Here is a 17,509-nt window from a genome sequence, read left to right on the forward strand (position 1 = left end):
CCCTGGGCCACTTGAAAAGAGTTTCGATCGCCCGGGAACATCGCACCCAGCGCATTGTTCTGACTTAACATTTTCAGGAGGTTATGATGAGCGACGCGCTCGACCAACCGCGGGCGGACGACGCGCCGCTGAGCACTTCTAAGCACGAACGCGCGGCTGTTGATGCCGCCACTGCGGGGTTGATCGAGCCGAGGGGCGACACGCTCATCGGCCGCACCGTGACGGTCAACCGGCCGCGTGCTGAGCTGTTCGCTTACTGGCGCGACTTCACCAACCTTGCGAGCTTCATGGACAATGTCGAGCGGATCGACATCCTCTCGCCCACCCGCTCGCACTGGGTCGTCAAGGCGCCCGGCGGCAAGACCGTCGAGTGGGACGCGACGATTACCGAGGAGGTTGACGGCACGTTGCTCGCCTGGGCCTCGGACGACGGCGCGGATGTCCCGAACAGCGGGCGTGTCGAGTTCACCGACGCCGGCGCGCGCGGTACCATCGTCACCGCGACGATCCTCTACGATCCGCCGATGGGTGCGATCGGAAAGCTGGTCGCCAAGATGTTTCAGCGCGAGCCCGCGATCCAGGCCCGCCGTGACTTGCGCCGCTTCAAGCAACTCATGGAAACCGGTGAGATTGCCACCAGCGCATGGACGCGCAAGCAGCTCGAAGAGGAAAAGACCTGATGCGCGCTCTGACATGGCACGGGAAGCATGACGTCCGCATGGACACAGTGGACGATCCCGAGATCCTCAATCCGCGCGATGCGATCATCAAGATCACCTCGACCGCGATCTGTGGCTCCGACCTCCATCTCTATGACGGCTACATCCCCTCGATGATGGCCGGCGATATCCTCGGTCACGAATTCATGGGTGAAGTGGTCGAGACGGGCGCGCAGTCGACGCTCCAGAAGGGCCAGCGCGTCGTCGTACCCTTCACCATCGCCTGTGGCAGCTGCTTCCATTGCGGCAAACATCAATATTCGGGGTGCGAAAACGGCCTGCCCGCCGACAATCAAGACATCGCGCAGACGGCCTATGGCCATCCGATGTCGGGGCTGTTCGGCTATAGCCACATGACCGGCGGCTACGCCGGCGGCCAGGCCGAATATGTCCGCGTGCCCTTTAGCGATGTTGGCCCAATCGTCATCCCCGACGGTATCGAGGACGAGAAGGTTCTATTCCTTTCGGACATCCTCCCCACCGGGTGGATGGCGGCTGAGAACGCCGACATCGAGCCCGGCGATACCGTTGCCGTATGGGGTTGCGGCCCGGTCGGACTGTTTGCGGTGCAATCGGCCTTCCTGATGGGCGCCGAGCGCGTCATCGCGATCGATCATTTCCCGCACCGGCTTGAACTCGCGAAGCGCTTTGGTGCCGAGACGATCAATTTCGAGGAAACCGCGACCTATGAAGCGCTGATGCAGATGACGGGCGGGATCGGCCCTGACGCCGTCATCGACGCGGTCGGTCTGGAGGCGCACGGCATGTTTGTCGATAACGTCATCGACCAGGTCAAGGCGTCGACCTTCCTTGGCACCGATCGTATCCATTCGATCCGGCAGGCGATCCACGCGTGCCGCAAAGGCGGACGCGTTTCAATGCCGGCGGTCTATGGCGGCTTTGTCGATAAATTCCCGCTGGGCGCGTTCATGCAGAAGGGTCTCACGCTCAAGACCGGACAGACGCACGTCCAGCATTACATGCCGGCGTTGCTCAATGCGATCATGGAGGGGAAGATCGATACGACCTTCCTGATCAGCCACACGCTGCCGCTCGAGCAGGCCCCGAAGGGCTACAAGATGTTTCATGACAACCAGAATGAAGTGACCAAGGTCGTTCTGAAACCCGAATGGGCCGTGGCCGCCGAGTAAGGAGAGCAACATGGCAGACAAGTTGGCGATCATCACCGGCGCGTCGACCGGGATCGGGTTCGAACTAGCAACGCTGGCGGCGAAGGATGGATATGACCTCATCGTGGTTGCCGACGAGGCGTTGATCGAGGCCTCTGCGCGCGACTTCAAGCAGTTTGGCACGCATGTGACGTCGGTCCAGGCAGATCTGGCGACGATCGACGGAGTGGACACGTTGCTCGCCGCCGCGAACGGTCGTCGGATCGATCTGCTGTGCGCCAATGCGGGGACCGGCACCGGCGGCGCATTCCTCCGTCAGGAAGTCACGATGTGGCGGCATTCGATCGACACCAACGTCACCGGTACCGTCTATTTGCTGCAAAAGGTGCTGAACCAGATGATCGCGACGGGCGCGGGCAAGGTGCTCGTGACCGGATCGATCGCGGGTTACATCCCGGGCAGCTTCAACGCGATCTACAACGGTACCAAGGCGTTCATCGATAACTTCACCGAGGCGCTGCGCAACGAGTTGAAGGATGTCGAGGGTGTGACGCTCACTACCTTGATGCCCGGTGCGACCGACACCGAATTCTTCGCGCGTGCGGGCATGCTCGATACCAAGGTCGGTCAGGACGAGAACAAGGCCGATCCGGCCAAGGTTGCCAAGGATGGGTGGGACGCGCTGATGGAGGGCAAGAGCCACATCATCTCGGGACTAGCCAACAAGCTGCAGGTCGCAGGCGCGAGCGTATTGCCACAATCGATGCTCGCGGAAATGCACCGCGGCATGGCCGAGCCTGGCAGCGGCAAGGAATAGGATGAAAGGCATGAACGACCCAATGTCGCAGGCCTGCTTGCCGACGCTGGTCCTCCCGCGTGATAGCGGTGGCGTCGCGATGCGCGAGGGCGCGGCACTGCGATGTCTGCGTTAGGACGAAAGCGTCGTTAAACATGCGACCTTCAGAGACGTCGCTCTCGATTATATCCTCCATAGCGCACATCAACTGTGGTCTGAAGCCACTCTCGCCTTCCGCCAGCTGGTGGATCCCGAGGCTTGCCCGCGCTCCTACTTCATTTTGTTCGGCAGGATGCCTCCCGCAACCAAGGCCAAATGAACGGCGACTGCGAGGGACTTTACGTCCAGCCGGGTCATCAGGTTCCCGTGGTGCGTTTGACCGGGTGATGTGCTCGCTGTCCGACAAATCCTCCAGCGACCGGTGACCCCACGATCGTGCTCGTTGATGGGACATTGGGCGAATGGCCGCTTTCGAGGTCGCCCGACGATTGGTTGAACGTCTGATATTAGGGCGCTTAGGGGTTGTAAACTGCGATGGGCAATCAACGCGCCAGTGCCCCCGGCGGGCAGAACAGCAGATCCGTGAAGCGCGACTAAAGCGATCCGCTTAGCCGACCTCCATCCCGAGCTTCCTCACTGAAGCCCGACGCTTTACGTGCGACGATGTGGGCTGGGGTTCTGTGTGTCAGTGCGGAGTTGGATTAGCGCACGCCCATTTGTCGACCGGCGACGCCAAGGCTCATTAACAGCGAAGTGTCTGCAATCGCTACGTTTGTTACGGCTCTTGCATTTCTCGCGCATCCGGTCCTAGTCTGGCCGCGTGTCGCGAACAATGCGATGCCGAGGCGTGAGAACCTCGTTTGGGGCACCTAACCAGGCACATCACGGCCGGGTGGCCGACGCGCATGTCCAGGCTGCTTGCGGCTAAAGGCGTCGGCGCAAGTCCTCAAACTTGTTCTCAACACCCGGTCACCTGGCCGGCCCGCCTCGCAAGCGGGAGCCAGGCGCGTGTGCAGCGTAAGTGTTGAAGATGGCGCGTTCGCCCTCCGCTGGGGGCATTGAATGACCAGCCCCCTCCCCGCGCCCTGCACCCCTGATGACGTCACACCGGACGCCAGCGACATCGAACTGCTCTATCGGAGCGAGCGACACGCGCTCGCCCGGTTCTTCACCCGCAACCGCGCCAGTCCCGACGATGCGCGCGATCTGGTCCAGGAAACGTTTCTGCGCCTGGCACGCGCTGCTCCTCCACGACAGGAGACGATCGCCCGCCCCAGCGCCTATCTGCGCCAGATCGCCCGCAACCTGCTGCGCGACCGCGCCAAGACTGCAGGCCGGCGCGCGGAGGCACATCATATTCCCTTTGACGACACCATTCCGGACGCGAACGGGATCGACCGGCTGGAAGCCCGGGATGGTCTCGCGCGGGTTGAGGCTGCTATGCGCAGCATGAAGCCAAAGACTCGGGAAATTTTCATGGCGCATCGCCTTGATGGCCTCACCTACGCGCAAATTGCCGAGCGCACCGGCCTTTCGATCAAAGGCGTCGAGAAGCAGATGAGTCGGGCCATGGCTCAACTGCTGCGCCATGCAGGTGGGGAGCGATGACCCGCGAAGGCGAGCGCGGAAGCGCCGGCCGCGACCCAAGGGTCGACCGCGCGGCGGCGGAGTGGTTCGCGCGCATGCACGGCCCCGAGCGAGAGGCAGTGCGCCCGGAGTTCGAGCGATGGCGATCGCGCAATCCCGCGCACCGCGCTGCCTATGCCGAGGCCGAGCGACTGTGGCAGGTTTCGGCCGGACTTGCCCGGACCGAGCTGGGACGCACGCGAAACCTTTCGGGGTCAAAGCCCTCGATCTGGTCGCTGCCGGCCAGGCAACCGGCGCTGGCCGCGCTTGCCGCCATGATCCTCGTGGTAATCGGCCTCGTTGCACTGCAGCCATTCGGAACGGAACCGGGAGAACTTGTCGCCACCGCGACCGCAGCGGAGCGCACCCGCGTTGGGGAAGTTCGCACCATCGCCCTGGCCGATGGCACTTCCGTGACGCTGGACACCGACAGCGCCATCGAGATCGAGCTGTCCCAAGCGGGTCGGCGCGTCCGGCTGTCGCGCGGCCGCGCCCGCTTCGACGTTGCGCCTGATCCTGTGCGGCCATTCCGGGTCGAGGCCGACGGACGGCTCGTCACCGCTCGCGGCACGCTGTTCGATGTCGGGTTCGAGCCGGGAGGGGTGCGGGTGACATTGCTGCGCGGTTCGGTCGAGGTTCGCGGCCGCGCAGCGGCGGGCGCAGTCGCGTCCGTCGCGCGGCTCTCGCCCGGGCAGTGTTTCTCCGATGCCGGGCGCGACCCGGTCGTCGCCCCTGCCCCGCGCGGGATCGATCAATGGGTCGCGGGCATGCTCAGCTTCGATGGCACGCCGCTCGGCGACGTTCTCGTGCAGACCAACCGCTATTCCGAGCGCAAGATCCGTCTCGGCGACCCCTCGCTTGCAGCATTGCGGGTGACCGGGGCGTTCAATCCGCTCCCGGCCGATGCGCTTGCGTCGAGCCTTGCAGCAACATTCGGCCTGCGCGTCGTGCGCACGCCTGCTGGCGATTTCATCCTCCGGCGCAAATAATCCCGGACACCCGAATTTTTTCGGGGGGAGTTTGCAGCGAGCGTCGTCGAGTCCCTCAAGACAGCCGCATCACCGGCGTCGAGCGACGGGGAGACTATGATGAATCTTGGCAATCTGAGCGCGCTGGCACTGGCCGGCACGGCAATAGTGCTTGTGGCACCGGCAGCGCTCGCACAGACCGATGGCGCGCGGGATTACGACGTCCCGAGCCAGGACCTTGGCGCGGCGCTCCGCGCGGTCGCGCAGCAGTCGGGAACGCAGGTCTTCGCATCGACCGACCTGGTCGAAGGGCTTCGCGCGCCGGCGCTCAAAGGGCGGTATCGCCCGGAGGAAGCGATCCGTGAACTGCTCCGCGGGACTCGACTGCGCGCGGTCCCCGTCGGCCAGACGCTCGTCATCCAGAATGACATCCAGGGCGAAGCCGCGGACCGCACCGGTAGCGATGGTGAGGTGCTGATCACCGGCACCCGCATCCGCGGCAGCGGCCCGGTCGGCGTTCCGGTCATCGCGATCGATCGCGCCGCCATCGAGGAGGGCGGCTTTGCCACCACACAGCAGATCGTGCAGTCGATCCCGCAGAATTTTGGCGGTGGCGCGAATGAGGGCACCAGCGGCCTGATCACCGCCGCTGGCAATGGCAACGTCGCCCGCGGCGCGGGCGTCAATCTGCGCGGTCTGGGTCCAAGCTCGACCCTGCTCCTCATCAATGGCGACCGTCCGCCGCTCGGAGGGTTTTCAGGGACCTTCTCCGACCTGTCGGTGATGCCCGCGTCCGCGATCGAACGCGTCGAGATCGTGCCCGATGGATCTTCGGCGATCTATGGCTCGGATGCCGTTGCCGGCGTCGTGAACATCGTCACCCGCGACAATTTTCGCGGCGCCGAAACCAGCTTCCGGATCGGCACCGCCGACGGAAGCGCGCAGGAATATCAGTTCAGCCAGCTGCTCGGCACGCGCTGGGCAAGCGGCCATGCAATGATCGCCTATGAATTCTATCATCGCGACAACCTGTCCGCAGACAGCCGCGCCTATATCACCGACGATCTGCGCGCCTTTGGCGGCGGGGATTATCGCGGCAATTTCGCAAGCCCGGGGACGATCGTCGCCGGCGGCATCAACTTTGCGATTCCTGCCGGTCAATCCGGAGTCGGACTCACCCCGGCACAGCTGACGCGCGGCGCGGTCAACCGCGGCGATGGATGGGATGGGGTCGATATTCTGCCCCAACAACGGCGCCATTCGGTGTTCGTGTCAGCAAGCCAGGAGCTGACCGACTCGCTGCGGGTGTATGCAAGGATCCTGTCGACGTGGCGGGATTTCGATGTCGCCACCCGGACCGGGACCGATAGCCGGCGCACCGTCCCGGTCACCAATCCTTTCTACATCGATCCGATCGGCACCGGCCAGCCGATCGGGGTCAACTACAGCTTTTCGCGCGATCTTGGAAACGAGCGCAATCGCGGCACGGTCCGGGCCTATGGCGCAACCGCCGGCCTCGAATTCCAGCTCGGCACATGGACGGTGGATGCCCATGGCACCTGGGGCCGTCAGGACGAGCGCTATGACTATCTCAACCGGGTCAACAGCGCGCGGCTCGCGCTGGCGCTTGCCGACACCAACCCGGCCACTGCCTATAATCTTCTGGGTGATGGCGGGTCCACCAACCCCGATACGATCGCGTCGATCCGCGGCTACAACAAGCGGCGCTGGGACGCTGTCGTATGGTCCGCCACGCTGCGTGCCGACGGCCCCTTGTTCGCGCTTCCTGCGGGCGCTGTCCGACTCGCGATCGGCGCGGAATATCGCGAGGACCGCTACCGCGATCGCGAAAGCATCGCCTATACCTCGACCCTGACGCCACAGGCGGTGGCGCTCACCCCGCTACCCGGCCCGCGCAGGGTCACCGGACTCTATGCCGAACTGCGCGTGCCGGTGTTCGGCGAGCGCGTGGCGCTGCCGCTGCTGCACCGCCTCGACCTCTCGGCCGCGGTCCGCAGCGAGCGATACAGCGACTTTGGCAGCACGACCAATCCCAAGTTCAGCTTTGCCTGGGATCTGGTCGACGGGCTGCAGCTTCGCGGCAGCTACGGCAAATCGTTCCGTGCGCCCGGCGTCACCGAGCTGCGACAGGACCCCGGCACGCTGGGTCACTTCGCCTATCCGGCCGTCGATCCGCAATCGCCCACGGGCATTTCGAATATCATGGTCATCCGCGGCAATGATCCTGACATCGGCCCCGAGCGCGCGACGACATGGACGCTGGGTGCGGATCTGAAGCCCGCCGGCCTGACCGGTCTTCGCGCGGGAGTGACCTGGTTCAACGTCAGTTATCGCGATCGCATCGCCTCGGTCGCATCGTCGGTGACCAGTTTTCTGATCAACCGCGACATCTATGCGCCCATCCTGACCTACAATCCGCCGGCCGCGCAGATCGCCGAGCTGTTCGCATCGCCTTACTATCTCAATCTTGCCGGAGTTCCGAGCACGGCGCCGATCCTGGCCATCGCCGATGCGCGAACGCGCAACCTGTCGGTGGTCAAGCAGTCCGGGCTCGACCTCGATCTCCAATATGGCTTCAAGCTCGCGGGCGGAAATGCCGAGCTCGGGGCGGTCGCGACCTATATTTTCGGGATCAAGCAGCAGGTCACCGCGACGTCAGCTCCGGTCGATGTCGTCGATACGGTCGGCAATCCGATCGACCTGCGAATCCGCGGACGGGCGAGCTTCAGCAAGGATGGCGTAGGCGTCGCGCTCTTCGCCAACTATGCCGATCGCTATACCAACCGCACGGTCACGCCAGCCCAGCGCGTGGCGGCCTGGACGACGTTCGATCTCAATCTGAGCTACAGCTTCCAGCATCGGTCGGGCGCACTTGCCGGCGTGCGGGTGGCGCTCAATGCGAGCAATCTGCTCGATGCCGACCCGCCTTATGTGAACTATGTCGTGGGCACGCTCGGCCTTGGTTTCGATGGCGAAAATGCCAGCCCGATCGGTCGGTTCATCGCGCTGCAGGTGAGCAAGGCGTGGTAAGGCGTCTGCTCTCCACGACCGCACTGGCGCTGAGTTCGTGCATGGCCGGCGCGGCGCACGCAGCAGCGCCGGCCTGCGCCGAACGCCTGTTGCCGCCCTCCCCCGGGGCGGCAACAGGCCAGCGGGCGATCACCGCGCGGGACCTGATCGAACTGCGCGATTTCGGAAAGCTGAGCGACCATAGTCGCAGTCACTCCTTTCGACTCTCGCCAGACGGAAAATTCGCCGCGCTGATCCTGCGGCGGGCCGATACGGGTTCGAACAGCTATTGTTTTGGCGTCATGCTGGTGCCGCTGGACGGGCGCAGTCGGCCGAGGCTGCTCGACAGCGGGGGTGAATTCATCGCGACAATGACCGACCCCTATGGCGCAGCCGGGGTTCCGAGCGGGCTGCCCATGACCGACGCGCCGGTCTGGTCCCCCGATAGCCGGTCGCTTGCCTATCTTCGCCGTGATCGGGGCCGCACCCGGATCTGGCGGGTGGATCTCGCTGGCGGTCCGGCGCGCCCGGTGGCGCGGCCCGCGTCCGAACCGCAGGACCTCGCCTGGTCGATCGATGGTCGGCATCTGCTGTTCACAACACGTCCCGGCTATGAAGCCGGTCTCGCCGAGATCGAGCGCGAAAGCCGAAGCGGCTTTCTCTACGACACGCGCTTCTGGGCACTCGCCTTCGCCAGACCCACACCACGGCTTCCGATCCCGTTCGAAACCCACGCGCTCGATCTTGCAACCGGCCGGGCCCGCATCGTCACTGCGGGCGAAGCCGACGCGATGAAGGGAGCGCGCGCGCAGGGGGCGGCCGGAGCACCGCTTCGTGCGCGATCGGCGTCGGGCACAACCGCCTGGGCAGAACCCGATCCGGCGCGTCCGCGCGGCGCGGCGCGCCTGCTGCTGGCGCGTGGCGATCGGTCGATCCGCTGCAAGGCACCCATGTGCACCGGTCCGATTGGAGGTCTCTGGTGGCTCGACGACACCACGCTGCTGATCCTGCGCGCAGGCAATGCCGAAAATGGCGGTCGCAGCGCATTGTACCGCTGGCGCATGGAGGGGGATGCCGAACTGCGGAAGGTTCTTGAGACCGATGACTGGCTCGCGCATTGCGCGCTTGCCGGAGACACGCTGATCTGCGCGCGCGAAACGGCAACCTCGCCCCGGACACTGGTGCGGATCGATCCTGCAACCGGTCACAGCGTGACGCTGTTCGATCCCAACCCCGAGACGGCGAGCTGGCGCTTCGGCAAGCATGCACGGCTGGTCTGGAGCGATCGCGATGGCGTTCGCAGCTATGGCGATCTCATGCTTCCGCCCGATCACAAGCCGGGCGCACGCCACCCGCTGATCATCGTCCAGTATCTCTCGCGCGGCTTCCAGCGCGGCGGTCTGGGCGACGAATATCCGATCCAGCTGCTTGCCGCGCGCGGCTATGCGGTACTCAACTTCCACGCCCCGCAGGAGTCGGATGAAGCTGCGGCCGCGCCCGACGCGATCGCGGCGCAGCGCATCAAGGTGCAGGACTGGTCGGGTCGGCGGCGCATCCTGACCGCGCTTGAAGCGGGCGTGGATACCGCGATCGCGCTTGGGGTCGTCGATCCCGGTCGCATCGGAATCACCGGCCTGAGCGATGGCGCGAGCACCGTTCAGTTCGCGCTGAACAATTCCGACAGGTTCAAGGCGGCGATCGTCTCAAGCTGCTGCGACGAGCCCAGCGCGGTGTTCAGCGTGGGCCCGGCCTATGGCGGTGTCGTCGCACAGGTCGGGTATCCGCCCGCAGGTGAGGACGGGCGGGCATTCTGGCGGGCGCAGTCGCTCGCCATGAATGCACATCGGATCAGGGTTCCGTTGCTGATGCACCTTGCTGACGCCGAGTTTCGGATGGCGCAGGAGACGTTCAGCGCGCTGCGCGCCCATGATGCCCCGGTCGAGATGTATGTGTTCGAGGACGAATGGCACACCAAGCAACATCCCGCGCATCGGCTCGCCATCTATGAACGTAACCTCGCCTGGTTCGATTTCTGGCTGCGGGGCGTCAAAACATCAGATCCGTCACGCGGAGCCGAAATCGCGCGCTGGACAGCGATGCGGTCAGTTAACGATGCGCGCCGATGACTGGCGCTCCCAATGCCGAACCCAGGCCTCAACATCGACCAGCGCCATCAGTTCAGGGAGCAAGCCGCCCTTGCTCAGCTCATCCGCGAAATATCGTTCGAGGCGCTTGCGGTCGATCAGTCGCTCTTTCGCCAGCGCGCCTCCCAGCAGCATGTCGCGCAGGCGCGGCAGGTTGGCGGCAATCACGCGGTGAACCAGCGTGTTGAACGCGACCTTGCTACGGCGGTCGATCACTGCCGCCGGCAAGGCGTCGCGAAACGCCTCACGCGCGGCCGCGCGGTTGTTGCCGCCAATGCACCAATGCCAGCTCGGGATCCGCAGGCAGGTCTCGAAGATCGGCTGCGACATCAGTGGCGCAATGAAGGGTGCAATTGACTCCCGGCCATAGCCCTCGAGATGGTTCTGAATTGCGATGATCGACCAGACATGGCGCCTCTTTCCCGGGGCTATATCGTCTCGGGCCCTCAGCCAGGGATTCCCCGCAGGCCAGGGGAGGGTCGCGCAGACATCTTCAGCCAGAAACGGATTGGCCATCGGGGTCGGCAACACGTTCACCGGTTGCATGGATCGGCGCACTGCGGTGAGCAGCACCACCCATGCGTTGGTCCCGGCGAGCCGAGCAATATCGGCAGCCGTCTCGAACACCCCCCTGCCGAAACCTTCCGCGCGAAGCCGGTCGATGACGGGCAGTGCCGAATGAAGCAGGCAGAACATGCTGTCGCCTCCGGCCCCGCCCAGAAATGCATCGGCGCCGCGCTGCTTTGCGAATGCCTGGATCGAGCGATCAAAGGCCTGCGATAATGCGCGCGCGCAGGGCCGGGGTTGTCGCCATGCGTCGCTGCGTTCGATGTCGACCACCGCGGCATCCGCCAGCATCTCCTTGAGCGGCAGCCCTATATGGGCTGCAACCGCGCGTGCCCAGGGACGCTCGTCGGCCTCGCCGGGCTCGGGTCCGAAGGTCAGGCAATGCGCATCTGCAACGCCGGATAGGCCAGCAGCAACGATTGCCGAGTCGAGGCCGCCCGAAATCTCGATCAGCGGTCGGTCGAAGCATTCACCCCAGCTCTGCAGCGCCGCTAATCCGACGTCCCGAAGTGCGGCAATCGATCTCGCGCTGTCAGCGAACTGCGCATCCCGGGCGGCAAAGCGCCACGGGGTCCAGTCGCATCGAGCGCTCGCCGCGTTGCGCTGGACTGTAAGGCAGACACCGGGCAGCAGCTCGCTGACCCCGCGCAGCGCGGTCTGCGCGGGGCGCAGATCTCGAAACGCAAGCGATTGTGCGATTATGGTCCAGTCGATCGACGGAACTACCAGCCCATGCTCGAACAGCAGATCAGGGCGCGAGGTGACCAGATGCACCCCGTCGCGCTCGAAATGGTAACAGGCGACCGTGCCGGACGGATCGCGCAGGATTTCCACGCCATCGCCTTGCACCCGAATGGCGACATATCCGCCCCAATAGCAGTCCAGCAGTTCACCTGTCTCCAGCTCTGCCAAGGCGGTCGGGGGCGATTGCGTGATGCGCGAGAAGGTGTCGCGGCGGAACAGATGACCCCAGATCACGCCTCGACCTTCGCCAAGGACCAGGTGCGCCGCGCGAGCGTCACCCAGAATCTCCAGACCATCGCGCTCGACAAGCGGTACGAGCCGGTGGTGCGCTGCGAGCGCGTCGAGAAACTGCCTCAGCCAATCCGGTGCCGTGCACGCGGGCGCGGTGACGCAAGCGATGAACGCGGCGTTGTTCATAGCGCGAGGATCGGGGTGAAGCCCGATACATGGTCGTAGCTGTCGTTCAGGAGCGCTTGCGGTGTCTGAAGCCAGCAGTGCGCGGCGAACGGCTCGGGCATGATCCCGAAGACGAGTTGCGCTCCGTATCCGCGCCGCGCCAGCCAGCTGTCGAGCGCGAGCGAGTCGAGGAGGCAGTTGCGTGCGATCGGCACCAGCGGTCGGCTTCGCTCGAATGCCGCAGCTTCGACGAGCGTTGCATCGAGCTGGCCCAGGACCGGAAGCGGCGTGCGCATGCGACGGCGCGACAGGATCAGGTGTAATGGCGAACAACGCAGCCTGAGCCAGGCGGCGGTCACCTGCCGCGCGACGGCAACGGCGCTGCCGCGCGCGGGTGCCTCCCGGGCCTGAACAAGCGTATCGGGGATCCTGACGCGATCCCGCAAGGCGTTGGTCGGGACCGGATCCGATCTCTGCAGCACCCTTGCCTTGCCAAGCAGGTCGATGATCGCATCGGGCGCGGGCGCCCCATGTCGCACGTTCAGCCAGGTCAGCATTTCCGCATGAGCCGATTGCGGAACACGGAAATAGCGATCGCGCCGAAGATCGAGCACGAACAGCTTGTTGGAAGCGACGCAGGCGGTCGCGTGCGGGAGGATGCGCCAGAACATCGATCGGGCCGCTCCTTCGATCAGCAGATGAATGAACCGTTTTTGCTTCCCGCGCTGGACGCCGACGCTCGTTCGGCCAAGACGCGACGCGGCCTCGCAATGGCGCCGGTCGGGTGGAAAGGCCCGACCGACGCGCACTGCTCAGTCGTTGGTGAGTCCCTGCGGGATCACCAGGCCGGCGAGGTCGAACTGACCCTCATTGGCCCCCTGCGTCTCCACGCTGGCGACGCCGAGGTCGATCAGTTCGACCGTTTCATTGTTGTCATGGTCCATTGCTCGTCTCCATGTCGCGGGATGCGACAGAGACAAACTCATCCAAGCGTGCATGTATAAGAAGTTTATAATCCGATTATAATCAAATTGACGATCCAGCGTGTTCGCGTCGCCTGATCAGCTCGGAAACGAACTTCATTCGTCGCAGATGATAGCGCCGGATCGCTTGTTGAATTGATGCGTCAGCGGACTCTATTTCATGAAGTTCTGCGGGACTCGCTCCGAGCACGTCGGGCTCGACCAGCCGGAAGGGATGGAGGCGATCCGAAACATTCGCCACTGCCGCATGAATTTCGCGGTTGGGCGCGCATGCAGCCAGTCGCTCGAACAGGCGATCGGCCCGGTCGGCGAGGGATGAGAATGTGCCGGCTTCGGACTGGACGAGCGGCGCGCGCGCAGTTCGACACGCAATGGACACAAGAGCGGAATGCCATTCGTAGAGATCGCGCAGATCGGCCTCGGAGTAGCGCGGAACATGAAAGCCTTCACCACTGCTGGCCTCCACCAGGCGCTCGCCAACAAGACGGTGCAGCACATCCCTGACTGGCGTCATGCTGACGCCCAGGTCTCCCGCAATGCGGTTGGCCTCGAGCCGCGCACCCGGTGCAAGCCGGCCGTCGCGCAACATCTGCTTCAGCACCGAGTAGCTGCGCTCCATCGCCTGGAGCGGGCTCACCGAACACGCCCTTGGCTGGCGCGGTGCGCGGCGACCGCCTTAGCCTGATCGGGCCGGAGCGCGTCGACCGCGCCGATATGCTCGGCAAGGCAGTCTGTCAGCAATATTGAGGGACAGACGCCTTCGTAATTGCCGAGATTTGGCCGGTGCTGGCAATACCCGACCAGCGCGGCGAGCTCAGGCGGAAACGTCCTGGCGACCGAAGGCGGATAGGCCAGCCACTGATTTTCGTAGGGCTTGAGCCAACCCAGGCAGAAACTGACCACCACGGCTCTGCGAACTTCGCTGGTGCGATTTGCGCCCGCGCCATGGAGGGTCGAGCCAAGGAATACGATCGCATCGCCCGGTTCGCATTCCGCGACGATCGAGTGACTTGGCATCGCGTCATTCAGTGCGGCTTTGCCATGGCTGTTCGGGTAAATGATTGTCGCACCGTTCTCGACGGTGAACCGCGTAAGCGGCCACATCACGTTGACCAGATATTCGACCTCGCCTTTCACGCCTGCCCACATGTCCTGGTCGCGATGCGGGAACTGTGCCGGCGCGCCTGGATGAAGTGCAATCGCCTGCATCAGGTTGAGCTGGATGGTGTCGCACCATTGTCCGAGCAAGCGCTGGCACACGGCAAGGATCAACGGTTCCAGCGCAAGCGCCGCGGCACGAGGTGTCCGTTTCAACAGGCTCCCGAACCGCTTCGTTCGTGCGCCATAGAAATCGCCTTCGCAGAACGGCGTAGCTGCGAACACCGGACCCAGATCTTCATCAAGCGCTTCAATCGAACCGCGCGGAAGCAGGTTGGGAACGATGCACCAGCCTTCCCGCTCAAGATCCTCGGAAACAGCCTCAATCCGGACAGGCTTCGGGGTCGAATTGCGTGTCATCGCGGTCTCCTCAGCCATTGGCACATCGCGCGCTCGTCTCTTGGTCGCGCAGCGAGCACCATATTCCGCCCGCCGACAGTGCCGCCGGCGTTGCCGAACTGATCGAGATCGCAAGAGCCCCGAGCTGGCTCGCTCCGCCCGGCTGCAGTTCGCCAAGCAGACGACACTGCCAGCCGAAGTTGAGGATCTGCTGCAGCCAGCTCGCCTCTGCGACGCAGGTATAGGTCTCGATACCGTTATCGAGCGCGAACTCGACCAGCGCCGTGACGAGCTGATTGCGGATCGCGCGCCGCTCTGTCGCCCGTAACTTCCGGTCCAGGCAGAAGCGCGTCAGTTCCCATATTTGGGGTCCACGTGGCGGATCGCCCGCGCAGAGGGCGGAAAAGATGGAATCAAGAATATGCGGCCGTGTCGTCGGAAGCAGTCGGACCGACCCCAGATGGCCCAGGTCCTTGTCGGTCAGGATGATGTAGCGTGCGCCCGGCGTGTCGAATTGATCGACTTCATATTGCCCGCTGAGTACGGGCAGGTCCCACTTCAGCAGATCGACGAATATCTCCTTGCGCGCTGCGAACATCGACCGGAAGGCGATGTGACTGCTGCTATCAGCTCTGGACGGAACCAGCTGGACCATGCGCTGCACCCTCGATTAACGAGTGGGCAGCATCCGCATCGGTCGCCGCGCAGGATATCCCCAGTTCTGGGGATCGGTTCAGTGCTTGAGAATTTCCGAGAAGCTGATCGAGCCATCAAACAGTGCGCGCACCGCCAGCATTGCCCGCTTCTGCACGCCGTAACGCTCACGCGCGTGCTTCAAATGCTGGATCACCGTCTCATGGCTGATGCCAAGGATCACGGAAATCTCCCAATCGGTCTTTCCGCGCGCAGCCCACAAAACGCAATCGCGCTGGCGTGCGGTCAGGGACGGGAGTTCATTCACAGGCAAATCCCGCTTGCCAATCAGCCCCCGCGCTGCCTCAAAGGCAAACGCGCCGATCAGCTGGCAGACGAACTCATATTCTTTCGGGAACTCCTCGCCCGCCGGCACCGCAAAGGAGCAGGATCCCAACGTCTCCCCCGGCACGCTTGCAGGGATTGTAAAGCCGTCGCCGATTCCCTCGTCATAGGCGTGTTCCAGGACACGGATATCTTGAGGGGTCAGCCTGATCATTTCAGGAACAGCCGACCAGCCGAATCCGACAGTGGCCAAACTGCACGCTCGGTGGATCGGATCGGATTGTCCGAGGCTGTTTTCGTCGAACCAGTCCTCCCATGCCGAGGGATAGTTATGCAGGCGAATGGCCGAGCCCTGATCGCAGGCAAAGTCAACATGATGTGCCAGCGCGAAATATCTGAGACCCATTTCCTCGCAGCATCGCAAAAGGGCTGCATATAGGGTTTCCGACGTGCTCGCCGAGCGAGCAGTCTCGATAAAATATTCGGCAATGGCCAGCCGGGGCATACCCACCCTGGTCGGTCCCGGGTGCGGTCCTCAACCCGCGCGCCTCGGGAGCCGCCTTGTTCGAAGCTTTCGGCCGGACAACTTCTCACGGCAGCGGCGAAGCAAGTTTAGTGGCCTAAGCCTTCAACCAAAAAAATGCCCTGTATGTCAAATATATGACGGACAAAGGCTCATGCCTAACGCGTGAATTTAGGTCCATTTTGGCGTGGATGTTTTGGCGCTCCGCGCACGTCAAAGGCGGCTCCCTCGGATCCGGCCAGAGGGCGCAGGCAGCAAGCAAAGGCTCTGCGGACGCTGGCGGCTTCCCAAAAGTCCGTCAGAGCAGGCTCAATCGGGACCGCGCCTTTTTCTTCCTGCGGCGCCGACCATGCTCCAGCGATCGCCGTCCGGATAGACGGAGACGCCGAAGAGCGACTTGGTGCCGCGCAATGGGCGTAGAGCGAGTTCCCGCCACGAGCGTGGGGATGGCAAACCGCTTCTCGTGACGACGCGGCCTACGCTAACGCTCGTTTCCCTGCGCAGGCCTGCTCTCCTGCGTGTCGCGCTGTTGCCACTTCGCAAATCCATGCTCAGGTCTTGCAGGCGAGGGACCACTGAAACGCATGCGATGCGAGGTGAAACCAATGCAGACCGAACAGACCGACCGCATTCTGCGGATTAACACGGTTCTCGACCGTACCGGGCTCAGCCGCTCCACGATGTACCGGAAAATGCAAAACGGCACGTTCCCGAAGAACGTGCAGATCAGCACGCGCTGCGCCGGCTGGCGGGAGTCGGCGATCGACGCTTGGCTGCGCAACCCGATGTTCTATCGGGTCGAAGATTGAACGCCGGACCTGCTAGTCAAAGAAGAATAGCAGCGCGATCGCGATCAGGCCAAAGATGGGCAGAACGCGCTCAAACGGAAGCTGCACATCCGAACGCTTCGTCGCAGATTCGGGAACACCCCCACCATTGCGCCGCTTCAATTCGTCGCGATGGATCTTCGCCAATGGAATGCCGGTGTCTCCCTGCGGCGCAAGCCGGTTCGGCGCCCCGTAAAGTTGCGGCACCTCGCTCAGCAGGTCCTTCTCGAGCCCCTTCGCCGCCTCTGCCCGCTGCTCGAGGCTTGCGCGAAACTCATCCGCATTTCTGGGCGATATCACAGCGCTGCAACCATGGCGGCAGCGCGCGCTTTCACTCCGCCTTGTTCATGTGCCGGCAGCATCCGCATGAGCTCGATGATAAGCTGCGGTGCTTATCGATCGGTGAACGCGCGGGTGATCCGAACCGCAAGCGATCACTGTGCGGTCGACAACATTCAACCGCCAGTCCAGTCCCTGAAGGACAACGCACTTGCATTCATTATTGTTACTTTTAAAGCTACATAATTGCGAGCGACACGATTCGCAAATTGCGGCGAAATCTCAATTTCGTCGACAGGAGG

General features: G+C 63.7%; 16 protein-coding genes. 8 read left to right on the forward strand and 8 right to left on the reverse strand.

Annotated features, from left to right (window positions below):
- Window positions 1-86 precede the first annotated feature (86 nt).
- The 7 genes from AX681_RS15090 to AX681_RS15120 all read left to right on the forward strand — a co-directional run bounded on the left by AX681_RS15090 (window position 87) and on the right by AX681_RS15120 (window position 10,395).
- Window positions 87-680, forward strand: a complete 594-nt coding sequence (locus tag AX681_RS15090; protein WP_066661334.1) for an SRPBCC family protein — start codon at window positions 87-89, stop codon at window positions 678-680.
- Complete coding sequence (locus AX681_RS15095) at window positions 680-1,870, forward strand: zinc-dependent alcohol dehydrogenase (RefSeq protein WP_066661251.1); 1,191 nt, start codon at window positions 680-682, stop codon at window positions 1,868-1,870. Before AX681_RS15090 ends, AX681_RS15095 begins: the two co-directional genes overlap by 1 nt.
- Before the next feature lie 10 nt (window positions 1,871-1,880).
- Complete coding sequence (locus AX681_RS15100; RefSeq protein WP_066661253.1) at window positions 1,881-2,666, forward strand: SDR family NAD(P)-dependent oxidoreductase; 786 nt, start codon at window positions 1,881-1,883, stop codon at window positions 2,664-2,666.
- A gap of 1,041 nt (window positions 2,667-3,707) precedes the next feature.
- Complete coding sequence (locus AX681_RS15105; protein ID WP_066661255.1) at window positions 3,708-4,253, forward strand: RNA polymerase sigma factor; 546 nt, start codon at window positions 3,708-3,710, stop codon at window positions 4,251-4,253.
- Window positions 4,250-5,260: a FecR family protein gene (locus tag AX681_RS15110; RefSeq protein ID WP_066661257.1), complete on the forward strand. Its 1,011-nt coding sequence runs from the start codon at window positions 4,250-4,252 to the stop codon at window positions 5,258-5,260. Before AX681_RS15105 ends, AX681_RS15110 begins: the two co-directional genes overlap by 4 nt.
- A 99-nt stretch (window positions 5,261-5,359) precedes the next feature.
- Window positions 5,360-8,290, forward strand: coding sequence for a TonB-dependent receptor (locus AX681_RS15115; RefSeq protein ID WP_197424298.1), 2,931 nt, complete (start codon window positions 5,360-5,362; stop codon window positions 8,288-8,290).
- Window positions 8,284-10,395, forward strand: a complete 2,112-nt coding sequence (locus AX681_RS15120; protein WP_156442793.1) for an Atxe2 family lasso peptide isopeptidase — start codon at window positions 8,284-8,286, stop codon at window positions 10,393-10,395. Before AX681_RS15115 ends, AX681_RS15120 begins: the two co-directional genes overlap by 7 nt.
- Here the strand turns inward: AX681_RS15120 and AX681_RS15125 are convergent.
- From AX681_RS15125 to AX681_RS15150, 7 genes are all read right to left on the reverse strand, one after another.
- Entirely contained in the window at window positions 10,372-12,141 is a 1,770-nt protein-coding gene (locus AX681_RS15125) for an asparagine synthase-related protein (protein WP_066661267.1), read from the reverse strand. The genes AX681_RS15120 and AX681_RS15125 overlap by 24 nt on opposite strands.
- Window positions 12,138-12,791, reverse strand: a complete 654-nt coding sequence (locus AX681_RS15130) for a lasso peptide biosynthesis B2 protein (RefSeq protein ID WP_156442794.1) — start codon at window positions 12,789-12,791, stop codon at window positions 12,138-12,140. Before AX681_RS15130 ends, AX681_RS15125 begins: the two co-directional genes overlap by 4 nt.
- A gap of 141 nt (window positions 12,792-12,932) precedes the next feature.
- A complete protein-coding gene (locus AX681_RS22060) occupies window positions 12,933-13,064 on the reverse strand; it encodes a benenodin family lasso peptide (RefSeq protein ID WP_156442795.1) in 132 nt (43 codons plus the stop codon).
- 82 nt (window positions 13,065-13,146) lie between these two features.
- Window positions 13,147-13,740 carry a GntR family transcriptional regulator gene (locus tag AX681_RS23230; RefSeq protein ID WP_156442796.1) on the reverse strand — a complete coding sequence of 198 codons (594 nt, stop codon included), beginning with the start codon at window positions 13,738-13,740 and terminating at the stop codon, window positions 13,147-13,149.
- The gene (locus AX681_RS15140; protein WP_066661341.1) at window positions 13,737-14,621 is read right to left on the reverse strand and encodes a phytanoyl-CoA dioxygenase family protein; all 885 of its coding nucleotides are present in this window, start codon (window positions 14,619-14,621) and stop codon (window positions 13,737-13,739) included. The genes AX681_RS23230 and AX681_RS15140 overlap by 4 nt, the downstream gene beginning before the upstream one ends.
- A 10-nt stretch (window positions 14,622-14,631) precedes the next feature.
- Complete coding sequence (locus AX681_RS15145) at window positions 14,632-15,255, reverse strand: acyl-homoserine-lactone synthase (protein WP_066661273.1); 624 nt, start codon at window positions 15,253-15,255, stop codon at window positions 14,632-14,634.
- 78 nt (window positions 15,256-15,333) lie between these two features.
- Window positions 15,334-16,083, reverse strand: a complete 750-nt coding sequence (locus AX681_RS15150; protein ID WP_082738003.1) for a LuxR family transcriptional regulator — start codon at window positions 16,081-16,083, stop codon at window positions 15,334-15,336.
- Window positions 16,084-16,706: 623 nt separating this feature from the next.
- Here AX681_RS15150 and AX681_RS15155 point away from each other — a divergent pair.
- Window positions 16,707-16,910: a helix-turn-helix transcriptional regulator gene (locus AX681_RS15155; protein WP_066661276.1), complete on the forward strand. Its 204-nt coding sequence runs from the start codon at window positions 16,707-16,709 to the stop codon at window positions 16,908-16,910.
- A gap of 12 nt (window positions 16,911-16,922) precedes the next feature.
- Here AX681_RS15155 and AX681_RS15160 read toward each other — a convergent pair whose 3' ends face one another.
- Window positions 16,923-17,135 (reverse strand): hypothetical protein, encoded by a 213-nt coding sequence (locus AX681_RS15160; protein ID WP_156442797.1) that lies wholly within the window; start codon window positions 17,133-17,135, stop codon window positions 16,923-16,925.
- Window positions 17,136-17,509 lie beyond the last annotated feature (374 nt).

Source organism: Sphingomonas sp. CCH9-E2 (assembly GCF_001557215.1).
Taxonomy (GTDB): Bacteria; Pseudomonadota; Alphaproteobacteria; order Sphingomonadales; family Sphingomonadaceae; genus Sphingomonas.

What these genes read in the sequence shown, in the direction of transcription:
- AX681_RS15140 (WP_066661341.1), bottom strand. Translation starts at nt 14,621, where the DNA reads ATGACACGCAATTCGACCCCGAAGCCTGTCCGGATTGAGGCTGTTTCC.
- AX681_RS22060 (WP_156442795.1), bottom strand. Translation starts at nt 13,064, where the DNA reads ATGGACCATGACAACAATGAAACGGTCGAACTGATCGACCTCGGCGTC.
- AX681_RS15130 (WP_156442794.1), bottom strand. Translation starts at nt 12,791, where the DNA reads ATGTTCTGGCGCATCCTCCCGCACGCGACCGCCTGCGTCGCTTCCAAC.
- AX681_RS15115 (WP_197424298.1), top strand. Translation starts at nt 5,360, where the DNA reads ATGAATCTTGGCAATCTGAGCGCGCTGGCACTGGCCGGCACGGCAATA.
- AX681_RS15095 (WP_066661251.1), top strand. Translation starts at nt 680, where the DNA reads ATGCGCGCTCTGACATGGCACGGGAAGCATGACGTCCGCATGGACACA.
- AX681_RS15155 (WP_066661276.1), top strand. Translation starts at nt 16,707, where the DNA reads ATGCAGACCGAACAGACCGACCGCATTCTGCGGATTAACACGGTTCTC.
- AX681_RS15100 (WP_066661253.1), top strand. Translation starts at nt 1,881, where the DNA reads ATGGCAGACAAGTTGGCGATCATCACCGGCGCGTCGACCGGGATCGGG.
- AX681_RS15150 (WP_082738003.1), bottom strand. Translation starts at nt 16,083, where the DNA reads ATGCCCCGGCTGGCCATTGCCGAATATTTTATCGAGACTGCTCGCTCG.
- AX681_RS15145 (WP_066661273.1), bottom strand. Translation starts at nt 15,255, where the DNA reads ATGGTCCAGCTGGTTCCGTCCAGAGCTGATAGCAGCAGTCACATCGCC.
- AX681_RS15110 (WP_066661257.1), top strand. Translation starts at nt 4,250, where the DNA reads ATGACCCGCGAAGGCGAGCGCGGAAGCGCCGGCCGCGACCCAAGGGTC.
- AX681_RS15105 (WP_066661255.1), top strand. Translation starts at nt 3,708, where the DNA reads ATGACCAGCCCCCTCCCCGCGCCCTGCACCCCTGATGACGTCACACCG.
- AX681_RS15125 (WP_066661267.1), bottom strand. Translation starts at nt 12,141, where the DNA reads ATGAACAACGCCGCGTTCATCGCTTGCGTCACCGCGCCCGCGTGCACG.
- AX681_RS15090 (WP_066661334.1), top strand. Translation starts at nt 87, where the DNA reads ATGAGCGACGCGCTCGACCAACCGCGGGCGGACGACGCGCCGCTGAGC.